Annotated in this window: 21 protein-coding genes and 1 pseudogene; 14 read left to right on the plus strand and 8 right to left on the minus strand. The window is 59.0% G+C overall.

Features of this window, described 5'->3' with window-relative positions:
* Positions 1-3 precede the first annotated feature (3 nt).
* The 6 genes from ACQY47_RS04665 to ACQY47_RS04690 are packed head-to-tail and all read right to left on the minus strand — an operon-like array spanning position 4 to position 5,346.
* Entirely contained in the window at positions 4-774 is a 771-nt protein-coding gene (locus ACQY47_RS04665; protein ID WP_428556129.1) for a class I SAM-dependent methyltransferase, read from the minus strand.
* A gap of 12 nt (positions 775-786) precedes the next feature.
* Positions 787-1,923: a hypothetical protein gene (locus ACQY47_RS04670; RefSeq protein ID WP_428556132.1), complete on the minus strand. Its 1,137-nt coding sequence runs from the start codon at positions 1,921-1,923 to the stop codon at positions 787-789.
* Positions 1,920-2,645, minus strand: coding sequence for an SDR family oxidoreductase (locus tag ACQY47_RS04675; RefSeq protein ID WP_017135316.1), 726 nt, complete (start codon positions 2,643-2,645; stop codon positions 1,920-1,922). Before ACQY47_RS04675 ends, ACQY47_RS04670 begins: the two co-directional genes overlap by 4 nt.
* A gap of 10 nt (positions 2,646-2,655) precedes the next feature.
* Positions 2,656-3,384 carry a sulfotransferase family protein gene (locus ACQY47_RS04680; protein ID WP_099550082.1) on the minus strand — a complete coding sequence of 243 codons (729 nt, stop codon included), beginning with the start codon at positions 3,382-3,384 and terminating at the stop codon, positions 2,656-2,658.
* On the minus strand, positions 3,381-4,604 hold the full coding sequence (locus tag ACQY47_RS04685) for a transaldolase family protein (protein ID WP_169987022.1): 1,224 nt from the start codon (positions 4,602-4,604) through the stop codon (positions 3,381-3,383). The genes ACQY47_RS04680 and ACQY47_RS04685 overlap by 4 nt, the downstream gene beginning before the upstream one ends.
* Before the next feature lie 25 nt (positions 4,605-4,629).
* A complete protein-coding gene (locus ACQY47_RS04690) occupies positions 4,630-5,346 on the minus strand; it encodes an HAD family hydrolase (RefSeq protein ID WP_428556137.1) in 717 nt (238 codons plus the stop codon).
* 256 nt (positions 5,347-5,602) lie between these two features.
* On the opposite strand from ACQY47_RS04690, the gene ACQY47_RS04695 reads away from it, so the two are divergent.
* From ACQY47_RS04695 to ACQY47_RS04720, 6 genes and pseudogenes are all read left to right on the plus strand, one after another.
* A complete protein-coding gene (locus ACQY47_RS04695; protein ID WP_099550083.1) occupies positions 5,603-6,403 on the plus strand; it encodes a glucose 1-dehydrogenase in 801 nt (266 codons plus the stop codon).
* A complete protein-coding gene (locus tag ACQY47_RS04700) occupies positions 6,396-8,222 on the plus strand; it encodes a glycoside hydrolase family 15 protein (protein WP_428556141.1) in 1,827 nt (608 codons plus the stop codon). The genes ACQY47_RS04695 and ACQY47_RS04700 overlap by 8 nt, the downstream gene beginning before the upstream one ends.
* Before the next feature lie 122 nt (positions 8,223-8,344).
* Positions 8,345-8,893, plus strand: coding sequence for a GNAT family N-acetyltransferase (locus ACQY47_RS04705; RefSeq protein WP_428556144.1), 549 nt, complete (start codon positions 8,345-8,347; stop codon positions 8,891-8,893).
* Positions 8,894-8,949: 56 nt separating this feature from the next.
* Positions 8,950-9,190: pseudogene (locus tag ACQY47_RS04710) on the plus strand (hypothetical protein).
* A 12-nt stretch (positions 9,191-9,202) separates the two neighbouring features.
* Positions 9,203-9,832, plus strand: coding sequence for a BRCT domain-containing protein (locus ACQY47_RS04715; RefSeq protein ID WP_428556147.1), 630 nt, complete (start codon positions 9,203-9,205; stop codon positions 9,830-9,832).
* A 209-nt stretch (positions 9,833-10,041) separates the two neighbouring features.
* Positions 10,042-10,968 carry an alpha/beta fold hydrolase gene (locus tag ACQY47_RS04720; protein WP_099550087.1) on the plus strand — a complete coding sequence of 309 codons (927 nt, stop codon included), beginning with the start codon at positions 10,042-10,044 and terminating at the stop codon, positions 10,966-10,968.
* On the opposite strand, the gene ACQY47_RS04725 is transcribed toward ACQY47_RS04720, so the two are convergent.
* Positions 10,938-11,906, minus strand: coding sequence for a GlxA family transcriptional regulator (locus ACQY47_RS04725; protein WP_017135325.1), 969 nt, complete (start codon positions 11,904-11,906; stop codon positions 10,938-10,940). The genes ACQY47_RS04720 and ACQY47_RS04725 overlap by 31 nt on opposite strands.
* A gap of 90 nt (positions 11,907-11,996) precedes the next feature.
* On the opposite strand from ACQY47_RS04725, the gene inhA reads away from it, so the two are divergent.
* Positions 11,997-12,677, plus strand: coding sequence for an isonitrile hydratase (gene inhA / locus ACQY47_RS04730; RefSeq protein ID WP_017135326.1), 681 nt, complete (start codon positions 11,997-11,999; stop codon positions 12,675-12,677).
* A gap of 50 nt (positions 12,678-12,727) precedes the next feature.
* On the opposite strand, the gene ACQY47_RS04735 is transcribed toward inhA, so the two are convergent.
* On the minus strand, positions 12,728-13,357 hold the full coding sequence (locus tag ACQY47_RS04735; RefSeq protein ID WP_017135327.1) for a LysE family translocator: 630 nt from the start codon (positions 13,355-13,357) through the stop codon (positions 12,728-12,730).
* Between the two features lie 165 nt (positions 13,358-13,522).
* Here ACQY47_RS04735 and ACQY47_RS04740 point away from each other — a divergent pair, with 165 nt between their 5' ends.
* The 7 genes from ACQY47_RS04740 to ACQY47_RS04770 all read left to right on the plus strand — a co-directional run bounded on the left by ACQY47_RS04740 (position 13,523) and on the right by ACQY47_RS04770 (position 22,649).
* The gene (locus tag ACQY47_RS04740; RefSeq protein WP_419789521.1) at positions 13,523-14,044 is read left to right on the plus strand and encodes a sigma-70 family RNA polymerase sigma factor; all 522 of its coding nucleotides are present in this window, start codon (positions 13,523-13,525) and stop codon (positions 14,042-14,044) included.
* Entirely contained in the window at positions 14,031-14,981 is a 951-nt protein-coding gene (locus ACQY47_RS04745) for a FecR domain-containing protein (protein WP_428556153.1), read from the plus strand. The genes ACQY47_RS04740 and ACQY47_RS04745 overlap by 14 nt, the downstream gene beginning before the upstream one ends.
* Positions 14,982-15,087: 106 nt before the next feature.
* The gene (locus tag ACQY47_RS04750; protein ID WP_176992332.1) at positions 15,088-17,574 is read left to right on the plus strand and encodes a TonB-dependent siderophore receptor; all 2,487 of its coding nucleotides are present in this window, start codon (positions 15,088-15,090) and stop codon (positions 17,572-17,574) included.
* A gap of 430 nt (positions 17,575-18,004) precedes the next feature.
* Entirely contained in the window at positions 18,005-19,444 is a 1,440-nt protein-coding gene (locus ACQY47_RS04755) for an undecaprenyl-phosphate glucose phosphotransferase (protein WP_017135331.1), read from the plus strand.
* Positions 19,444-20,904, plus strand: coding sequence for a mannose-1-phosphate guanylyltransferase/mannose-6-phosphate isomerase (locus tag ACQY47_RS04760; protein WP_099550090.1), 1,461 nt, complete (start codon positions 19,444-19,446; stop codon positions 20,902-20,904). The genes ACQY47_RS04755 and ACQY47_RS04760 overlap by 1 nt, the downstream gene beginning before the upstream one ends.
* Positions 20,904-21,815 carry a glycosyltransferase family 2 protein gene (locus ACQY47_RS04765; protein WP_099550091.1) on the plus strand — a complete coding sequence of 304 codons (912 nt, stop codon included), beginning with the start codon at positions 20,904-20,906 and terminating at the stop codon, positions 21,813-21,815. Before ACQY47_RS04760 ends, ACQY47_RS04765 begins: the two co-directional genes overlap by 1 nt.
* A gap of 6 nt (positions 21,816-21,821) precedes the next feature.
* Positions 21,822-22,649 carry a polysaccharide biosynthesis/export family protein gene (locus ACQY47_RS04770; RefSeq protein WP_017135334.1) on the plus strand — a complete coding sequence of 276 codons (828 nt, stop codon included), beginning with the start codon at positions 21,822-21,824 and terminating at the stop codon, positions 22,647-22,649.
* The last annotated feature ends 11 nt before the right edge of the window (positions 22,650-22,660 follow it).

The following is a 22,660-nucleotide window of genomic DNA, read 5'->3' on the forward strand; positions in this document are numbered from 1 at the left end:
CCCTCACACGGCGCGGGCGGTGTGGATGACAAAATCACAATTCATCCTGTCGAAGTCACGCTGAAAATCACCGTAATCTTCATGGGCAGAGAAGCCGCTAGCCTGAATCTCGTCGGCCAGTTCTTTGGGTAATAACGGATACACTTTCAGGCTGTAGCGGTGTTTATCTTCAAAGTCGTAAATGAACTCGCACACCTGTGCATCGACCCTTCCCAGGCTGACCGACGCACTGGCCCCGCAGTAATAATAATTGCCGCTGGATTTGAAGTTGCCCGCGCGGATAGCAAAAAAATTACGCTGATCAACAATCAACACACCGCCTGGCTTGAGCAATGCCCTGAACTTGCGCAGCACGCTCATGCGGTCGTGCGCCTCAAACACATGGCACAGTGAACTGCCCAGGCACACTACGGCATCGAACGTGCCCAGCACGTCCGGGTCGAGGTCAAGCCACTCCATATGGTGGGATTCAATAGCCAATTCACGTTCAAGGAAGTTCTGCCGGGCTTTTTTCAACATCGTGCCGCTACCGTCCGTAGCGACCACCTTGAAACCTGCCTGTTTGAGTTGCACGGCATGAAAACCACTGCCCGTGGATACATCCAGCACCGAACTCACACCGTGACTTTTCAGCAACTGCTCAAAGAACCCCTTCTCGCCGGCCTTTCTTTTTTCCCAATCAATCAACGCGTCCCAGCGTTCGACAAAGTCTGGCGAATATTGAGTTGAGTAATTGGCTACTTCCTCGTGTTCATACCCCAGGATTTGACTCATGGCACACCGCTCCTAGCCGATTGAATTCTTGAAAGACAGGTACTTTCCCGCCAACTCCCGAGCACAGTCCGCGGACTGCCGAACCGACATGATGTCCTTGGAGTACCCCAGCATCGTCTGCATGATTGCCATGCACCTGGGGTTGAAGGTGACCGAGCCGTCACAATGGATTTCGTCGATACCGTCGTGGCTTTGGCAAATGCTGTTAAGGCGCACCGCGTCGTCGTAGGGGCATTTGTCGGAGAACTGCACATTGATGCGTCCGTCCTGAAGCCAGACCGGATAGCCGCCTGGAAGCCCCAACGGACCGGGCGCGTGCACCAGTACCGGCGTCGGTGAGAACAGCCCTTCGATCACGGTGACCGCAGAACACGCGGTTAGAAACTGCCCATCAACCCCGCCCAAGCGACGAAACTCGGATTTCACCGTAGAAAAAATCACCTCATCGGACAGACGAGCGACTTCGCGCCGGCCGCGAACCTCATACAACAAGCGATAGCTGGCACGCGGGGGCCGTCCGCCCCGTGGCACGTAGTGGCTGAAATAATGCTGGGCATACAGCATCACCTCCACGTCAGCGGGAGAACACTTCAGCAACCGCGCGATGGAGAAACGCACGGCCGGAATCAGGTTGGCGACATTACCCACCCCGATGTCAGGGGCCAGACCGACCCTGGCCAGAATCGGATTGACGGCGTCAGGAAAGGCCGCATTGACGGTCAGGGTCGCGATACCGGAAGCCTTCACTGCCTGCATCAAGTCATGCATCAGTGTCAGGTGCATGGGTAACCAGGGACCGAACTGTGCCTGGTCAAGTTGTTCGAACGAGTGTTTGGGCAACCCGGTGATCACTCTCCATGACTGCAACGAGGCGCAGTTCACGATGATGTCCGGCGCATGTTCCCGAAGCACTTGGGTAACGCTGCCGATATCCGTCAAGTCCGCGATCACTGGCGAGATAGCAACATACTGCTCCAGTTGTGCGCACGACAGCGTCACCAGGTTACACATCCGGATGGTCATTTCTTCGTTGCGCCCCAGCACGACAAACTCGAACCTGTTCCTGGGCGCCAGAATCTTGAGAATGTGCAGGCACAAATTACCTGCGCCCACCAACAGCAACTTTTTCTTCGGTATGGGCTGGCTCACCGTGGGTAGGCTCCGTTATCAACCGGGATAACCTTGCCGGTCATATGACGAAAACCTTCACCGACCAACAGCAAAATGACCTCAGCAACACCACTGGGCAGGATGGGGTCTTTAAGAATTTCCTGGCGCGCGTATTCAGCCCGCCGATATTCAGGAATAGTGTCGTAGATGGCCGTGTCGTGAATCAGTGCCGGAGACACCGCGTTTACCCGCACAAAAGGGGCGAAGTTCCAGGCATTGGCCTTGGTCAAACCGATCACTGCAGCCTTCGTGGCGCCGTACAGGGCATCACAACTGCCCACTTCCCCTGCCACTGAGGTGATATTGACGATACTGCGCGGTGCTTCGTGCTTCATTTCGCGTTCGGCGAAATCTTTGGAGAGGTAAACCAAGGCTTTAAGGTTAACGTTAAGCATTTCATCCACTTCGTTATCGGAATAGGCATAAATGCTTTTGCCGTGATACAGCCCTGCATTATTAATTAACCCATAGATAGTGGCATGACGCTCATACAGGCTTGGAATAAAGCCCTTGATCACAGCGTCACTGGAAAGATCGGCAACCTGTGTCTCTAATACACTCGCACTGTAAGTCTGTTGCAAGGTGTTGAGCGCATCCACGTCCTTATCGACGGCAATCACAAAGTAACCATCAACAATCGCCTGTTCCAGTGTCGCCCTACCAATTCCATTAGCGGCACCGGTAATAATCAATTTTTTCATGCCCTGTTTCCTATTGACAGAATTCGTTCATGCGCGCGTAAAAAACCCGGTGATAGTCATACATCGCTTTTAACGCTGGCGTATTATCGAGAACCTCTTTATCGGGCTGAGTCTTACTCGACGAAATAATGCATTCACTGTTTTCTGCGGCGACGTGCCAACTTCGCCAGGTTTTCCATTGCGGAGGGCACTCGCGTTTCCACACCATGGCTTGCGGCAGAAATTCAATATCCAAATAGTCACACAGTTTGCCAATCACGCGCTCCGGCGCTGCCGCCAGGTCATCAGCATTAATCACATAGGGCACTTTGCCGGTGAGTTTGGTGACCACACAAAAGATCTCATACAAGGCTTTATGCCCGATGGCTTGCAACGGCATGTTGGGGTGTATTCGATAATGCGAAAGAATGCTGCTGGCGGGCTCCCGAATAAGAAAGATATTGTCTTGTTGCGCCAGAAAGTCCACGTCTACTTTTAAGTCATCGAGGCAGTGATAACACATGTCTTTATGAAATACGCTGGCCGTCTCCCTGGCCTTGACCAGTCGTTCTTTTATGCCCTGATACGTGGTTGGAAAACTATGATCCCATTCATCCGAAGGAATGGCAGAGTCTGCAGAAAATGCCATATGAGCAAACGGCTCGTGGAAGACTTCAAAGTCTTTGCGCTCGATAAACACGCGCTCCAACACCGTTGAACGAGAACGGGGGTGCGCCCATAACCCGACCATCTTGTTCATACGAGCACCCCGTATTCGGCCGCCATGATCGCACTGAGCGAGCGGCTGAAAGCGTGCACAGGGGGGCAGAGTCGAGTGCAAAAATCGGCCAAGCGTCGGTGCGCACTGTTGGCCTCATTGCACGTGTTGATAAAAGCCTCATGATTGCAAAAGTCATAAGGCTCAATGCCGTCCAGGCAGTAGGCTTCGCAGAAGTACGGAATACGAAACAACTTCGCGAGCGTCGAAGCCGGGGGCTTCAAGGGTTCCCCTGCAGGAAATACAGGTTTACCGCGACTTTCGCGCTCAATCAAAAACTCAACCACCTCCGGCGTCAGTGTGTAGCACGTCGCCGACAAGCCGGTCTTCTCCAAGTGCCAGCAATGCTTGTTTCCACGCTCGTCGACATCGACTTTTATACTGGAAAGCAGGGTTTTGACTGGAACGGAAGACGCCGAGACCAGCGCCTGTATCTGCTCATAAACCAGCAACTCGGCCCAGCGCAGATCCTCTGGACTCAGCGTCAGGCCACGCTCCGCCGCTTGTAACGCAAGCTCGGGTTGACAGGCGAAGCGGCCGATCATGAACGTGATCACGTACTTGCAATGGCTTGTGTCAACACCCTTGCTGCGTGCAGTCACCCTTCCACGCTCTATTGCCTGGATGCCTGCCTTGAATTGCGAAACAGTGAAGCAGAACGTGATGTTGAGAGAACTTCCTTGCGCCACTAAGTGCTCGACAGTCGTAAGGCCTTCCTGGCTTGCGGGGACCTTCACCATCACATTCGCAGACAACTGACGCAGCGCCACTCCCCTGGCAGTCATGCGTTCAGCGCAGCGCACATCGACCGGATCAACTTGAGCGCTAATCCAGCCTTCACACTGCCCGGATTGAACCCAGCGTTGCTTCAGGTCCGCAGCCCCCTGCACGATCACTTCGTCGTACAGTTTCCTGCGCAACTCTTGGGGCGCCAGTTTGGCAAGATTAAACCGCGACAACCAATACTCGCGTTTTTCAAGAATCACCGCAGTGACCAGTCGAGGGTTTGTCGTCACATTGCTGAACCCACCGGGTTGCGAAAATGTGTCTGGCATTAACTGCTCTATGCAGCCGGACGCTGCCGGGTATTTTTCAAGCAAGTGTTTCTTATAAGGCACATAGACGGCAGGCGACGAATCCCACCAGACCTCCGAACGTTGATCATTACCCTTTAGCCGCTCTGTATAACCTGAAGTCTTCACAACGCCTCCTCCCTGAGTAGTCATATCACGCTAGCGCCGTGCGTAATTCACGCATATTGGAAAAAGGCAACGCCCCGGCATCAGCCAAAATTAAATGTCGGCCCACGGGCCCAAAACCCAACACGCTTATATTCGCCGCAACCGCCGCGCGAATGCCGGCAACACTGTCTTCAATAACCAATGCATCACGGGGGTCGACGTTATAAGCAGCGCACGCCGTTAAAAATACTAAAGGGTCTGGTTTCCAACGCCCCAACTCGTAACAACTGAATATGTGCCCCTTAAAATAAGACAACAGTCCCGTGAGACGTAAACAGTGTTCTATTTTATTACGGGGCGCACTGGAGGCTACGCAAAAAGGTCGCGTCAGGCCCTCCAGTACTTCTCTTATTCCATCGGTAGGTTTTAACTGCGCCGTCAAATCGATCCGTGCACGCTGACGGAAAGCTTCTTCAAACTGACTGTCCAGGCAAATACTCAATACCCGTTCAGCTTCACGTAAGCAGTCGGCAATCTTGCGCCCACGAAAGCGCTCAATAAATTCTACTAAGTCAAGTCCCGTAGCCTCTGGTGCGTCACGACGTGCTTGTTCATTCAGCAGGGAGATCAATACAGACAGGGTGATTTCTTCGCTTTGTACAAGTACACCGTCGCAGTCGAAGATCACTAACTTAGGCACGCCCACGCGAACAGGCGCAGCCTCCTGAACTGGTAGTTCCCCTATAAAGGCCAATGGGTACATGGGCATCTCTTATAGGTATATCCGCGATGACTTCTGAACTACCAGCGGAGCACATTTAGGTGTGCTTATAAGACGCCTAGAGAAAAATCCTGTCAAACGATTTTTAGCGGTTTATTAATTACTTTTAATTATTTATATTGTGTTTTTTATTCCCAAAACCTAAGCACTTCAATCGAAAAACCCATTTGCGACTGCTGAACTTCTACCGACACGTGTCAGTCAGCACAAAGGACTCTCATAGAACGGTGGGTGGGCAATGCAGATCTCCTTGCAGCAACAAGTGGCCCTGGTCACCGGCGCCAGTTCCGGCATCGGCGCAGGCGCAGCCAAGGCGTTGGCCGAAGCCGGCGCGGCCGTGGTGCTCAACTACAACTCCCAGGCGGCGCCAGCCGAAGCCCTCGCTGCGCAGATCAACGCAGGCGGCGGGCGGGCAATTGCCATCGGCGGTGACGTGTCCAAAGAAGCCGACGTGGAGCGCCTGTTCGCCCAGACCCTTGAGGCCTTCGGTCACCTGGACATTCTGGTGGCCAACTCGGGCCTGCAAAAAGACGCCAATCTGGTCGACATGACCCTCGACGATTGGAACACCGTGATCGGCGTCAACCTCACCGGTCAGTTCCTGTGCGCCCGCGCCGCCGTACGGATCTTCAATCGCCAAGGCATTCGCGACGGCGTCTCGCGGGCGGCCGGCAAAATCATCCATATGAGTTCGGTGCACCAGCTCATCCCGTGGGCCGGGCATGTGAATTACGCAGCCTCCAAGGGCGGTGTGGAGATGCTGATGCGCACCCTCGCCCAGGAAGTCAGTGAACAGCGCATCCGCATCAATGGCATTGCGCCAGGGGCGATTCGTACGGCAATTAACCGTGCGGCCACTGAAGGCGCGGCTGAAAAAGAACTGCTCAAGTTGATTCCCTACGGTCGCGTAGGCGATGTGGAAGACGTGGCCAATGCGGTGGTCTGGCTGGCCAGTGATGCCTCCGATTACGTGGTGGGCAGCACCTTGTTTATTGATGGCGGCATGAGCCTTTATCCGGAGTTTCGTGGCAATGGTTGATTTCAAGAATGAACAACAGAGCGCCATCGATGCCCATGGCATCATCGGCGATATGCGTAGCGCAGCGCTGGTGAACGACAAAGGCAGCATCGACTTTTTCTGCTGGCCGGAATTCGACAGCCCGTCGATCTTCTGCTCGCTGCTGGACTCGCCCGAGGCCGGTGCTTTCCAACTCACCCCCGACCTGCCCAACGCACGTCGCGAGCAAATCTACCTGCCCGACACCAATGTGCTGCAAACCCGCTGGCTGAGTGATGAAGCGGTGGTAGAAATCACCGACCTGCTGACCGTCAGCGAAGACGTCGATGAACTGCCGCTGCTGATTCGCCGCGTGCGTGTGGTCAGTGGCAAAGCGACCCTTCACCTGCGCTGCGCCGTGCGCCATGACTACGCCCGCGCAGCGACGCAGGCCAAGGCCGATAACGATGGCGTGCTGTTTACGGCTGACGGCCAGCCCGCCCTGCGCCTGGTCGGTAGCCATCCGCTGAACCTCGAAGACCACGCGGCAGTCGCAAGCTTTAGCCTGAGCCAGGAGGAAGGCGCCGAATTTGTCCTCGGTGGCGCCGACGACCCACGCGTCACCAATGACTGCACCGACCTGTACCTGGAACGCACTCTGAAGTTCTGGCGCGGCTGGATCGCGCAATCCAATTACCGTGGGCGCTGGCGTGAAATGGTCAACCGCTCGGCATTGGCCTTGAAGCTTTTGACCTCACGCAAACACGGCGCAATCATCGCTGCCGCCACCTTCGGCCTGCCGGAATCACCCGGCGGCGAACGCAACTGGGATTACCGCTACACATGGATCCGCGACGCCTCGTTCACCGTTTACGCGTTTATGCGCCTGGGCTTTGTCGAGGAAGCCAACAGCTACATGCGCTGGCTCAAAGGCCGAGTCAGCGATTGCTGCGGCCAGCCGACCAAAATCAATATCCTCTACGGCATTGATGGGCGCCAGGAGCTGCCGGAAACCACACTCGATCACTTGACCGGGCACGGCGGCGCCAAGCCGGTGCGCGTCGGCAATGAGGCGTTCGACCAGATCCAGTTGGATATCTACGGCGAGCTGATGGACGCGGTGTACCTGGTTAACAAATATGGCGAGGCGATTTCCCACGAAGGCTGGAAACACACGGTGGAAGTGGCCGACCAGGTCTGCGAAATCTGGAACCAGAAAGATGTCGGGATTTGGGAGATGCGCGGCGAGCAGCATCACTTCCTGCATTCGCGGCTGATGTGCTGGGTGGCGCTGGACCGCGCAATCCGCCTGGCCTCCAAACGCTCGCTGCCGGCCCCATTCGCACGCTGGGACCAGACCCGTCAGGCCATCTACGCCGATATCTGGAGCAATTTCTGGAACGAAGAGCGCGGGCACTTTGTGCAACATATCGGCAGCACCGCACTGGATGGCTCGATGCTGCTGATGCCGCTGGTGCGCTTCGTCGCGGCCACCGACCCGCGCTGGCTGTCGACCCTCCAAGCAATCCAGAAAAGCCTGGTGCGTGACGGCATGGTCTATCGCTACCGCAACGACGACAGCCAGATCGACGGCCTGCAAGGCACCGAAGGCGCCTTTACTGCGTGCTCGTTCTGGTACGTCGAATGCCTGGCCCGCGCCGGCCAAGTGGAGAAAGCCCACCTGGAATTCGAACAACTGCTGCGCTACGCCAACCCACTGGGCCTGTACGCCGAAGAGTTCGACAGCCAGGCCCGTCACCTGGGCAATACGCCCCAGGCGCTGAGCCACCTGGCATTGATCAGTGCGGCGACGTTTTTGGACCGTAAGCTCAGTGGGGAAAAGACCGTGTGGCAACCCTGAGGTGGGCTGTGCACAATGGGCAGTCCCGTCGTTAGACTGCTCGGAAAACTTGGAGGTAGATGTGGGGTGGCATCCTTTGCCAAAATCATTGATCGCGAGCCGGTTTTCGCGACACTAGCGCCATGAGCGGATTTCCTGCCCTCGCTACCCCGCGCCTGCACCTGCGAGAACTGCAAGTGAGCGACGCCCCCGCGCTGTTCGCCATCCACGCGGATGCCGCGAGCATACGCTGGTTCGGCGCCGACCCGATGACTGACCTCCCCCAGGCCGAAGCCCTGATCGAAACGTTCGCCCAGTGGCGCACCCACCCAAACCCAGGCACACGTTGGGGCCTTGAACACCAAGGCAAGTTGATCGGCAGCTGCGGCCTGTTCAAGTGGAACCGCGCCTGGAACAGTTGCGCTTTGTCCTGCGAGCTGGCACCTGCTGCTCGTGGGCAGGGCTTGATGAGCGAAGCCTTGCAGGCCATGCTCGATTGGGGCTTTGAGCATATGCAGTTGCATCGCATCGAAGCCTTGGTGCACCCGCAGAACACTGCTTCTCTAGCGCTATTGAAACGCCTGGGTTTTAAAACCGAAGGCACATTACGAGACGCAGGGTTCTGGAATGGCCAGCGGCATGACCTGAGGGTGCTGGGGTTATTGGCGCAAGAGTGTATAGACAACCACTGAGAGGCCTATAACGATACCGATGCCACTTAACGCGCCCTGATATTCAAGGAATGAATATGATCCTGTGCCTAGAAAGAGATGTAAGCACACCGATCCGACCTATATTGAGCTGCAGCGAAACGTGGGAAAGCTACGATAAAGGCTTGATCAAATGTTGGGAGGTTGGTCGGGCACTGGCAACTGGATATTGATCCTGAGCAGGAGGTCCCTAAAACGTGCTCGCGTACTCACATGATGGTTACGTTCACGCCCGACAAAGCGAAGTACATCAATCAGACCACGGAATCTGAAGGTTAAGGAGCAGGACGCATGGATCTTCATAAGGAATTCGAGCGAAGCATTTTCTTTCACCAGGCACGTATTGACCGACGCTCTGCCGATGCATTGGTCGGGATTACCGCCGGCTTGACGGCTGATGGAAAAATCAACCAAAGGGAAGCCGAGTTTCTCAAAACTTGGATAGAGACCCATCTGATACAACTTGAAGATCCGGTCGTTAACATTCTTTATCAACGTCTCGCCAATATGCTGAGCGACGGTGTGCTGGATGAAGATGAGTCGAACGAGCTATTGGAAATGCTGCATCAATTCTCGGGCCTTCCAATTGGGGCGCCTCAGCGCACGACAGGCGTTAGCAGCCTGCCGTTGAACGACCCGGTTCCTGAGCTCGATTGGCAGGGCAGGGTTTTCCTGTTTACAGGAGTCATGGCATACGGCCCTCGCAAAGACTGCGAGTCGCTCGTACTCGAACGAGGAGGCGTGATCGGAAACTCTGTTAGTAAAAAAGTCCATTTCCTGGTGGTGGGCAGCATTGGCAATGAGCAGTGGCTCCACAGTTCCTACGGTACGAAAATCAAGAAAGCAGTGGAGTTGCGAAACAGCGGCGTTCCCATCGCAATCATCAGCGAAACCCACTGGCAACAGGTGGTGTTCGGTTGAATCCCATCATTTCCATCCTCATTCACGTCCCAGACTGGCGCACCGCAACCGACGGGCTAGACAAGTCAGGCAACTGACTTCAAGCGTGCAATGCACCGTCATCGGCTTGAGCTAGAGTTCCAGCAACGTTGGCCTGACCCTGACCTGTGGCGAGCAAGCTCGCTCGCCACAGGTATCTATCGTTCGATCAATCATTTGGTATTTGCACCATGAACCCACTCGCCCAGTTGCTCTACGTGCGCACCTCCATGCTCGACGTGGCCTATGAAGCCCACGGCCCCGAAGGCGGCGCGCCGATTATCCTGCTGCACGGTTTCCCCTACGACCCGCGTGGCTACGATGACATCGCGCCGGTGCTGGCCGAGCGTGGCTACCGCGTGCTGGTGCCTTACCTGCGCGGCTATGGCCCGACGCGGTTTATCAATGAGCAGGTCATGCGCTCCGGCCAACAGGCGGCGTTGGCCAAGGATTTGCTGGACTTCATGGATGCCCTTCACATCCCGCAAGCCACTTTGGCGGGATATGACTGGGGTGGCCGCGCCGCGTGTATCGTCGCCGCGCTGTGGCCCGAGCGCGTACGTGGGTTGGTGACGGGAGATGGCTATAACATTCAGGACATCGCCAACTCACTCAAGCCGGGTGCGCCCGAGACAGAGCATCGCTTGTGGTATCAGTTTTACTTTCACACCCAGCGCGGTGTGGACGGTTTGACCGCCAATCGCCGCGAGCTGTGCGAGCTGCTGTGGAAGCTGTGGTCGCCGACCTGGGCCGAAGGGCCGAGCCTCTACGCCAAGACCGCGCCGTCATTTGATAACCCGGATTTTGTCGAGGTGGTCATTCACTCCTATCGCCATCGCTTCATGTACGCCCCCGGCGACCCGGCGTTGGAAGCGATCGAACAGGCACTGGCGCTGCAACCGCCGATCTCGGTGCCGAGCATTTCGCTGTGCGGTGCCGATGATGGCGTCGGCCCGGCCCCGGTCGAGGACGACGATGTGGCGTGCTTCAGCGGCGAGTATCGGCGCCAGGTGTTGCCGGGCGTTGGCCACAATGTGTTCCAGGAAGCGCCGCAGGTGACCCTTGAGGCGCTGTTTGAACTGCTCGCTCACGACACCGGCGAAAAGCGTTCGCGGTAAGCCTGGGGCGTCACCGATAACGCGCGCAGAAAGCTGCGGCGCAAGGTTTCTTCGCAGCCGAACCCGCACTGCACGGCAATGCGTTTGATCGACGCCGTGCTGTCGGCCAACTGCCGCCGCGCCGTTTCCACGCGGATCAGTTCGACGGCACGTGCCGGGGTTTGGCCGGTTTCGGTGCGGTAGTGGCGCACAAAACTGCGCTCGCTCATGCCAGCCTGGGCGGCCAACGTGGCGATGTTCAAATCCAGGGTAAGGTTTTCGGCCATCCAGGCGTGCAAGTCGGCAAAACGGCTGTCGCCCTTTTGCAGCGATAACGTCGCGCTGAATTGCGATTGCCCGCCCGGACGCTTGAGGAACACCACCAAATGCCGCGCCACTTCCAGGGCGACGGCGCGGCCCAGGTCTTCTTCCACCAGGGCCAGGCACAGGTCGATGCCGGCGGTGACACCGGCGGAGGTCCACACCGCACCTTGCTGGATAAAGATCGGGTTGGACTCCACCGTCAGCGCGGGAAACTTGCGCGCCAGCTCTTCACAGCGCGTCCAGTGGGTGGCCACGCGGCAGCCGTCGAGCAAGCCGCTGGCGGCGAGCAAAAAAGCCCCGGTGCACACCGACGTCATGCGCCGTGTGTGCCTGGCCTTTTCGCGCACCCACTGCACCAACGCGGGGTCTTCGGCAGCGCCATACACGCCCCAGCCGCCTGCGATCACCAGTGTGTCGCAGGGTGTATCCAGCGCGGGCAGCGGCTCGGCCACCAACGCCAGGCCGGCGGAGGTCATCACCGGCGCATCCTGCGCGGCGACCACCGAAACCGCGTAAGGCAACGGCAGGCCGCGCTGGCGCGCCAGGTCATTGGTTGAGGCGAACACCTGCAACGGCCCGGTCACGTCGAGCACTTGGGCATTTTCAAAAGCGAGAACGTGGATGATCCGGGTCATGATTGGCGTGATTTGTGGGCTCAATGGCGTATTCGCCAAAGCCTAGGCCTCTACAGTGAAGCCGTCCACCCCTTTATCGGAGCTTGATTCATGACCTTGCAGATCGGTTTTCTGTTGTTCCCCGGTATCCAGCAGCTTGACCTTACCGGCCCCTATGACGTGCTGGGGTCGCTGCCGGATGTGAAGCTGCACCTGGTGTGGAAAGACCTGGCACCGATCACCTCCAGCACCGGACTGGTGTTCACTCCGACCACGACGTATGCCGACTGCCCGCGCCTGGATGTGCTGTGCGTGCCCGGCGGCTCCGGCGTCGGGGCCTTGATGGAAGACCCGCAAACACTCGACTTCCTCAAAGCCCAGGCGCAGACCGCCCGCTACGTGACCTCGGTATGCACCGGCTCACTGGTGCTCGGCGCGGCCGGTTTGCTGCGCGGCCGTAAAGCCACCACCCATTGGGCTTACCACGACCTGCTCGCCCCGCTGGGCGCCATCCCGGTGCAAGCGCGCGTGGTGCGTGACGGCAACCTGTTCACCGGTGGCGGGATTACTGCGGGGATCGATTTCGCACTGACCCTGGCCGCCGAGCTGTACAGTGAAGCCGCCGCACAGCTTGTGCAACTGCAGATCGAATACGCGCCGGCACCGCCGTTTGACGCGGGCAGCCCGAGCACCGCGCCTGAACATGTGCTGGAAGAAGCCCACAAGCGCACGGCGGAATCGCGTCGGGTGCGCGGTGAAATTGTGGCGCGGGCGGCGGCGCGGCTGGGCTGATGGCACCTGCGCAGCAAATTCTGTGGCGGTAGTGCTGTAATGGCGGTGGGTCAGGCAGGCCGGGACATAAACGCCAACCGCGCCGCCAATAGCGTCAGCACGGTCGCCAGGCCCCATTTCTGCAGCCTGGCGCTGTGGCTGCTGCCCGCAAACACTCGGCTGATCGCCCCGCCAAAAATGCCCAGCAAGGCGTGGAAAACCCCGGCGATCAGGGTCAAAACGCCGCCCAGCACCCACAGCTGCACCGCAATGGAGCCGGCCTCGGGCCTGACGAATTGGGGCAGAAACACCATGAAAAACAGCAACGCCTTAGGGTTGAGCAAACTGTTGAGCATGGCCTGCACAAACACATGCCGTAAACGCACGCGCCGGACCTGGCTCATGTCCAGGCCGGTGTTTTTTTGCAAGGTCTTGAACACCAGCCACAGCAGGTAGATCACCCCGGCGTAACGAATCAAATCAAACGCCGGCGGCCAACTGGCGACCAAGGCGGTGACCCCACTGGCCGTCAAGGCGGTCAACAGCAAATCCGCCACGCAGATTCCCAGGCTTGAAGCCACGCCACCGCGCCAGCCATAACTCACGCCATGGCTGATCACAAACGCCATGTTCGGCCCCGGCGACAGCAGCAACAGCAAAACAGCGCCGGAAAACACCGCAAGGGTTGCAAGGTCGATCATGCTCAAGCCCTCCACCAGAGAAAGCCTGCAGATTAAACGGCGCGCCGTGCGGCAACAAAAAATTGTGCTGGATACATTCTTCGCCAACGGTCATGTCGGGTGATTGCTCATTGCCACAACCAACGATTAGAATGCGAAACATTATCAATAAGACCCTGCGTCAGGATGCCCCTGTTGAGCGACCATCCTCTGGACTCTGCCGCTATCGGCCAGCTCTACCATGCCCATTCTTCCTGGTTGCGCGGCTGGTTGAGCCGGCGTACGGGCTGTCGTGAACATGCCGCTGACCTGGCGCAGGAAACCTTTGTGCGGCTGCTCAACGCGCGCAAACAACAGACCTTGCAACAACCGCGCGCCTACCTGAGCAGCATTGCGCGCAGCCTGATGATCGACCAGTACCGGCGCCGCGAGCTGGAGCGCGCCTACCTTGAAAGCCTGGCGCACTTCCCGCAAGTGGATGTGCCGTCGGAAGAAACCCGCCTGTTGATCCTTGACAGCCTGGAGCGCATCGACCGCTTGCTCGACCAGCTCAAGCCACGGGTGCGCGAAGCGTTTTTGCTGGCGCAACTGGACGGCCTGACCTGCGCACAAATTGCCCTGCGTTTGGGCGTGTCCAAGGCCACGGTTGAGCGCGATCTGGCCAAAGCCCTGCATGCCTGCTACCGGTTACGTTATGCCGAACTTTGACCCGCGCCTGGTCGACCAGGCCATCCAGTGGATGATCCGGCTGCGTTTCAACATCGCCGATGACGTCAGCACTGCTGCGTTCGAACAGTGGCTGCAGAGCAGCCCCGAGCACCAACGGGTGTGGCAACGGGTGGCCACCATGAGCGATGAGTTCAGCCACGTGCCCGCCGGTGCCGGGCGCCATGCCCTCAAAGGCGCACGCCAACGCATCAGCCGCCGTGACACCTTGAAGGTGCTGGGCCTGTTTGCCGGCGCCGCTGGCCTCGCCTGGCTCGGGCGCGACTACACGCCCCTGCCCGTGCTGATGGCCGACTACCGCACCGCCACCGGTGAGCGTCGTTGGGTGACGCTCAACGATGGCAGCCAGATCCAGCTCAACAGCGCCAGTGCGATCGACGTTGCGCTCAGTACCGAACGGCGCCGGGTCCACCTGCGCCAGGGTGAAATGCTGATCAACACCGGCGCCGACAGTCGACCGTTCTGGGTACAAACCCGTGACGGCTACCTGCGTGCCCTCGGCACGCGCTTTCTGGTGCGCGAAGAAGGCCAAGGCACGTTGCTCGCCGTGCAACAAGGCAGCGTGGCGGTGTATGCCGACCTGCACGACAGCAGCGCGCGCCAACTGATCAACCCCGGCGAACAGGTGCTATTCGACCGCACCCACCTGCGCCCACCGATCGCCAACGGCCTGGATCCCTGGGCCTGGAGCGACGGCGTGATCAGCGCCCACAACATGCGCCTGGATGATTTCCTCGCCGAGCTGAGCCGCTACCGCAACGGTTTGGTGCGCTGCAGCGAGGCCGTGGCCGGGTTGCGCGTATCGGGCACTTACCAGTTGGATGACACCGACCAGGTGCTCAACCTGGTGGCGCAGTCGCTGGCGGTCAACGTCACCTATCGCAGCCGTTATTGGGTGACGGTTACGTCCCGCGCTTAGTGCATAAAAAATAAATGAGGTTATTTCTCATTGCCGCTCGACCTGTAAGGAAAGGCCGATCAACAGGCCGGTTCTGTTCACTTCCTTAAAGGAGCATCCCGCGGTCATGCAAGCGTTCCCTTCCCAACGTTCCCCCCTCAAGCGCGCGGTGCAGGCCGCCCTGCTGGGCGCCTGCCTGAGCGGCGGCGCCCTGCCGCTGGCCGTGATGGCCGAAACACTCGCCAACGACACCCAGGCACGCGATTGGCAGATTGCCCCAGGTGCGCTGGCCAACGTGCTGGACCAGTTCGCCCGCCAGGCCGGCATCAGCCTGTCCTACGACGCTACCAGCGTCGCCAACAAGTCGAGCCCAGGCTTGAACGGGCGCTATGAGCGCGAGCAAGCCTTGGGCGAACTCTTGCGTGGCCACGGCTTGCAGGCACAACGTCAAGGCGCAAGCACTTGGCTGCTATTGCCACACATCGCCGAGACCGGCGCGCTGAACCTGGGCGCCACCACCGTCACCGGCGAGCGTCTGGGTGCCACCACCGATGGCAGCGGTTCCTACACCACGGGCGCGGTCACCATCGGTAAAGGTCAACATAGCCTGCGGGAAACCCCGCAATCGGTCAGTGTGATGACCCGCCAACTGATGGACGACCAGAACCTCACCACCATCGAAGACGTGATGGAACACACCCCGGGAATCACCGCCTACGCATCCCCCATGGGCGGTAAATATTTCTATTCCCGTGGCTTCAAGATGCTCGGCCAATACCAGTACGACGGCGTACCGCTGGACATGGGCAAAGACTACGTACAGGCCGACAGTTTCAGCGCCAACATGGCGATCTACGACCGCGTGGAAGTGCTCAAGGGCGCAGCCGGCATGCTCAAGGGTGCCGGTACCGCCAGTGGTGCCGTCAATTTTGTGCGTAAACGCCCCCAGGCCAAGCCGACCTCCAGCCTGTCGCTGGCCGCTGGCACCTGGGACAACTACCGGGCCGACGTCGACACCGGCGGCCCCTTGAATGACAACGGCACCGTGCGCGGCCGCGCGGCATTCAGCCAGCAGGATCGCGGTTCCTACATGGATATTTCCAAACGCAAGGACCAGGCCTTCTACGCCGCGCTGGATGTCGACCTCAACCTCGACACCACCCTGGGGCTGGGCGCCAGCTACGAAGACATCGACGCCAGCCCGTGCTGGGGCGGTCTACCGCGTTACAAGGATGGCAAGAGCGCCAAATTGAGCCGCTCCACCTGCCTTGGCCAATCCTGGAACGACTGGCAAAGCCAGCGCGCCACCTTCTTCGCCGACCTCACCCACCACTTCAACGACGACTGGCAACTCAAGGTCGCCGCCGTGCATAGCCGCAACCTGCAAGACACCAAGTACGCCGCCAGCGAAGGCACTATCGCCTATGGTGATCCCGCGCCCACTGCCAATTCCTACGCCGCGCTGATGGACTACGATCACAAGGACTTCGGCCTCGACGCCTACCTGGACGGCAAGTTCGAAGCCTTCGGCCTGGCGCATGAACTGATCATCGGCGCCAACGGCAGCCGTGGCACCCAGGACGACGTCTACGCGATCCGGAATCTGCCGACTCGCCAGAGCATCTATCAACCCGACCACCACTTCCCGGAGCCGGCCAACGACACCTTCTGGCCGAATATGTACCGGGGCGGTACGGTCAAGGAAACCGCCACCCAATACGGCGCCTACGCCACCTTGCGCCTGCGCCTGGCCGAACCGTTGATGCTGGTTCTCGGCAGTCGCGTCAGTTGGTATGAAAACCGCCGTGAGTCCTTGAACCTGGCCTGGGGCGAGTGGGCCGACCAGGATGCGCGCACCAAGGAAACCGGGGTGGTCACGCCGTTTGCCGCGCTGATCTACGACCTCAATGACAACCTTTCGGTGTACGCCAGCTACGCCGATATCTTCCAGCCACAAAGCTCCTACGCCACGGTCAGCGGTTCGGCCCTCAAGCCGAAAATGGGTGAGAATTATGAGCTGGGTATCAAGGGCGAATGGTTTGACGGGCGCCTTAACAGTTCCCTGGCGCTGTTTCGCGCCATCGAAAAAAACGCCGCCCAAACCGATTTCATCACCCGCTGCGGCAGTTCCTCCGACGGCTACTGCTACACCGACACTGGCAAAGTTCGCGCCCAAGGGGTCGAGGCCGAGCTGAGCGGCGAATTGCTTGAACGTCTGCAAGTGTTTGGCGGCTACACCTACACGCAAACCAAAAACCTGAAGAACATCGACAGCGCAGCCGAAGGCGCGGTGTCCAACACCTACGTACCCCGGCATATGCTGCGTTTATGGGGCGACTACCAGTTGGACGGTGCACTGTCAAAATGGACAGTTGGCGCAGGGGTCAACGCCCAGAGCAGTAACTACCGCCTGCAAACCATCAAACTGGAGCAGGCCGGGTATGCGTTGTGGAATGCGCGCATTGCGTATCAGGTGGACGACACCTGGACGGTGGCGCTCAACGGCAACAACCTGTTCGATAAAAACTACTACCAGACCGTGGGTACCTCAGGCTGGGGTAATCTTTATGGAGAGCCGCGCAACCTCACGCTGAGCCTCAAAGGCAACTTCTAAACATCACCAGTCCTTGCACCAGAGCCGGCAAGCCGGCTCTGGTTCGACAACCCCCCTTCCCCCGCCCTGCTTCTGTCAAAAAAAGCTTTTTTCGCTGGCAGGCAAATCCCCACGTTTGTTCCTACACTCCAAAAAGCCATCATCGATTCTCGATTTTTCTGAAAACACGGCCTCTAATGTCAATAAATCGTCATACCATGGGTCTCATGAGAGCCATTGAGGGCGACGGCGAAAAAAGCCAAAACATTGACACGAAACCTCAAGGAAGCCACTATTTAGCCATCATTCCGTAAATTCCTGCGTCTGAACAGGCATTACGTATTACCCAGCAACTGCAGTTGTTCGATTTGCACCACTTGTAAAGCAAACCTGCCTTATGGATGAGCAAAACGAACAGGAACGTTCTGGTGGTGTATTGAGGATCTGATCTATGCGCGGTAAATCGTCGGTCGATAGCCTGTTTTTGACTCGTCCCGGTTTCGTTGAGTTTTTTGTCGTCTTCGTCAAACTGATCCACGGCCTCACTGCTGTGGTGCCGGCAATTATCCTGCTGTTCTACCCGGAACCTGTCGCCGAGCACATGCGCAACCACTACCTGGGCCTCCTGGTATTCTTTGCGCTCTTGACCATCATTCTGTTCCAGGCCCTGGGGGTGTACTCCGAGGATCTGTTCAGCAATCGCCTGCGTTTTCGCGTGATGCTGGTGGCCTGGGTCTCGGCGTTTTGCATCTTGCTGTTCATGTACCAGATCCTGCTGCTGTTCCCACAGTTGAGCCCACGCAACCTGACGGCCTGGTTCTCCATGAGCCTGGTGCTGTTTGGCGTGGAGCGGATATTGATGCTGCGCCTGTATCGCCATTTGATGAAGAACGGCAAGTTCTTGCAACGTACGGTGATCCTGGGCTTTACCGAGACGGCGGTGCATGTGGCTGAACACCTGTCGCGCAACAGCGATATCCGTTCCGGCCTGATCGGCTTTATCGACGACCGTACCGAGCGCATTCCCAAGGAATTGAGCCGCCTGCCCTTGCTGGGCAATACCCGCGACCTGGAAAAGCTGATCCGCTCCGAACAGGTCAGCCAGGTCATGATCACCCTGCCCTGGGCCGCAGAGCAGCGTATCAACGGGCTGGTCAAGCGCCTGCGGCAGATGTCGGTGAACGTCATGCTGGTGCCCGACATGGCTGCCTTGCGTTATGGGCATAACCGCATCACCGATGTGGGCGGCATCCTGATGTTCAATACCTCGCAGTTGCCGCTGCGCGGCTGGTCGCCCTTTATCAAGCGTTGCGAAGACCTGCTGCTGGCCAGCATCGGCCTGTTGTTGCTGTCACCGGTGATGCTGGCGACGGCCATCGCGATCAAGCTCGATTCCAAGGGCCCGGTGCTGTTTCGCCAGAAGCGCTTTGGCTACAACGACAACCTGATCCGGGTGTTCAAGTTCCGCTCGATGTACGTCGAACAGACCGACCTGAACGCCGAGAACCAGACCACACGCCAGGACCCGCGCATCACCCGGGTAGGCAGGATCATTCGCAAGACCAGCATCGATGAGCTGCCACAACTGTTCAACGTGCTGCTGGGCAATATGTCGATGGTCGGCCCGCGCCCTCACGCCACGGCCACCAAGGCCGCCGGGGTTCCGTTCGAGCAAGCGGTCAGCGAATACAGCTCACGCCACCGGGTCAAGCCAGGCATCACCGGCTGGGCACAGATCAATGGCTACCGTGGCGAGACCGACACCCTGTTCAAAATCCAGAAGCGAGTCGAATACGACCTGGAATACATCGCCAAATGGTCGGTGTGGCTGGATCTGTACATCGTTTTCATGACGGTTCCGGCCGTCCTTTCCACCAAGGAAGTCTATTGATGAACCCTCTTAACGGATTGATCCCGTGCATCATCTCCGGTGGTTCGGGCACGCGGCTGTGGCCGGTTTCGCGGCAGAACATGCCCAAACCCTTCATGCGCATGCGCGACGACCAGAGCCTGCTGCAAAAGACCTTCCTGCGCGCCAGCCACTTGCCAGGGGTGGAGAGCATCCTGACGGTAACCAACCGCGACCTGCTGTTTCGCACCCTCGACGACTACCGCGCGGTGAACACCCAGCGATTGGCCCTCGAGCTGCTGCTGGAGCCGTTTGGACGTAACACCGCCGCCGCCATCGCCGTGGCCGCCTTGCATGTGCAGGAGCATTTCGGCGCTGAAGCGCAGTTGCTGGTGATGCCCGCCGACCACCTGATCCTTGATGAAGCGGCCTTCGCCCAAGCGGTAGAAAAAGCCCGCGCACTGGCCGAGGCCGGTTACCTGGTGACCTTCGGCATTCAGCCTGACCGTGCCGAAACCGGCTTTGGCTATATCGAACAAGGCGCAGCGTTAGGGGCCGGGTTTCAGGTCCGGCGCTTTGTCGAGAAGCCCGACCTGGCCACCGCCCAAGGCTATTTGGACGGCGGCAAGCACCTGTGGAATGCCGGCATGTTCTGCTTCAAGGCTGCCAGCCTGTTGGAAGAATTGGCCAGCCACGCCCCGGCAGTCCTGGACGCTGCCAAGGCCGCACTCGAGCACAGCCAGAGCCTGCAGAACAGCAGCAGTCGCCAGCGTGAACTGAGCCCGGAAGGTTTCAGTACCGCGCCGGACATCTCCATCGACGTGGCCCTGATGGAAAAATCCGCAAAGGTCGCGGTCGTGCCCTGCAACATTGGCTGGAGCGATATCGGCTCCTGGGAAGCGCTGCGCCAACTCACCCCCAGTGATGACAATGGCAACCAGATCAATGGCGAGGCGATCCTGCACGACGTGCATAACTGCTACATCGACTCGCCCAAGCGGGTACTCGGTGCAGTGGGCGTGCGCGACCTGATCATCGTCGACACCCCGGACGCACTGTTGATCGCCGACGCCCACCGCAGCCAGGACGTGCGCTATATCGTCGCCGAACTCAAGCGCCAGAATCACCCGGCGTTCAGCCTGCATCGCACGGTCACCCGCCCGTGGGGCACCTACACGGTGCTGGAAGAAAGCACGCGCTTCAAAATCAAGCGCATTGTGGTCAAGCCCAAAGGCTCGCTGTCCCTGCAAATGCACCATCACCGCAGCGAGCATTGGGTAGTGGTCAGCGGCGCAGCGATGATCACCAATGGCGAGCGCGAGATCCTGCTCAACATGAACGAGTCCACCTACATTCCCGCCGGCCACAAACACCGCCTGACCAACCCCGGCATCATCGACCTGGTGATGATCGAGGTACAGAGCGGTGAGTACCTGGGCGAAGACGACATCGTGCGTTATGACGACATCTACGGCCGCGCTCCGGTGGAAGTGAAACCCTGATGCGCACGTCCCTGATCATCCCCACCCGCAACGCGGCCAGCCATCTGGACCGCCTGCTGCCAGCGCTGCGCATGCAGACCTTGCAACCGGACGAGATGCTGGTGGTCGACAGCGCATCGAGCGATGACACCGTGGCGCGCTTTCGCGAGTTTGGCGCGCGTGTGGAGGTGATTGATGCCCGCGACTTCAACCACGGCGGCACCCGGCGCTGGGCCAGTGAACAGGTGGGCGGCGACGCTTTGATCGTCATGACCCAGGACGCGATCCCCGCCACGGCCGAGACCTTCGCCAACCTGATCGCCGAATTGCAACGGGAGCCGCTCAATGGCGTGGCCTACGGCCGGCAACTGCCGCACCCCGGTGCAGGGGTGCTGGGGGCACAGTCGCGGCACTTCAATTACCCGGCGGCCAGCCGCAGCAAAAGCCTGGCCGATGCACCGCAGCTAGGGATCAAGACCTGCTTCAGCTCCGACTCGTTTTCGGTGTACCGGCGCAGCGCCCTGCAGGCGGTGGGTGGTTTTCCCCAGGATGTGATTGGCAGCGAAGACGCCTACGTCGCCGCACGCATGTTGCTGGCCGGCTACCAGGTGCGCTACGCCGCCAGCGCGCAGGTGTATCACTCCCATGATTACCGCTTGCTGGACGAGTTCAAGCGCTACTTCGATATCGGTGTGTTCTACGGCCGCGAGGCGTGGATTCGCCAGGCGTTCGGCGACGCCGGCGGCGAAGGTAAACGTTATGTGCTGGCCGAACTGCGCGCATTGCGCGAGGCCAACGCGCTGCACCGCGCGCCGGAAGTGGTGGTGCGCAGCGCCTTTAAATTGCTGGGTTATCGCCTCGGCCACCTTGAACGCCACTTGCCCAACGCGCTTAAACGGCGCCTGGGCATGTTTTCCACCTACTGGACTTGAGCCGTCATGAAGACTACCAACCGACGTTCCCGTCTTACCCTGCTCAGCCTCTTGAGTGCCTCAATCTGGCTGGCGGGCTGTTCGACCCCCGCGCGGGTGCCGCTTCCTGACAACAATACGCTCAAGGCCGGCCATCAAGCGGCGCTGACCCTGGCCGACCTGCCACCGCCGCAGGTGCTGATCCAGACCGGCGACTCGCTGCGGATCGTGCGCGATGCCCAGGAGCCGGCGGCGGCCGATGACATGACCGTATTCGTCGTGCGCCCCGACGGCGTGATCTCGGTGCCCAATATTGGCCGGGTCAAGGCCGCCTTGCGCACGCCCGAAGACCTGGGCAAGGAAATCACCGAGAAGTATAAGCGCATCTACCGCGAACCGGCGGTGACGGTGAACATCGCCAGCGCACCGAGCAACAAGGTGTTTATCGGCGGTGCGGTGTCCAACCCGGCGTTTTTCGACTTGGCCGGCAACGTCAGCGTCGAGCAGGCGCTGCTCAGTTCCGGTGGTGTTTTGCCCTCGGCGGATGCCTCCAACGTGGCCTTGTTGCGCACCGGGCCAGATGGCAAGTACAGGACATACTTCATCAGCCTGGAGAGCATGTTGACCAACCCCAATCACCCGCGGGTGGCGTTGCAGCGCGGCGACTTGATCTTTGTGCCGCAGTCGGGCATCGGCGCGACGGTGGAGGCCGTGGATATGTACTTCACCAAGCTGTTTCCGATCAACAAGGGGATTGGCATTGGCTTGAATTACGACCTGAACAAGAGCGACGTGAAAAACAGCGGCAACACCATCTACAACAACCCAACCATCAACACAGGCCAAGGATTATGAAGCGGGCGTCG

The organism is Pseudomonas edaphica (assembly GCF_965277385.1).
GTDB lineage: Bacteria > Pseudomonadota > Gammaproteobacteria > Pseudomonadales > Pseudomonadaceae > Aquipseudomonas > Aquipseudomonas edaphica.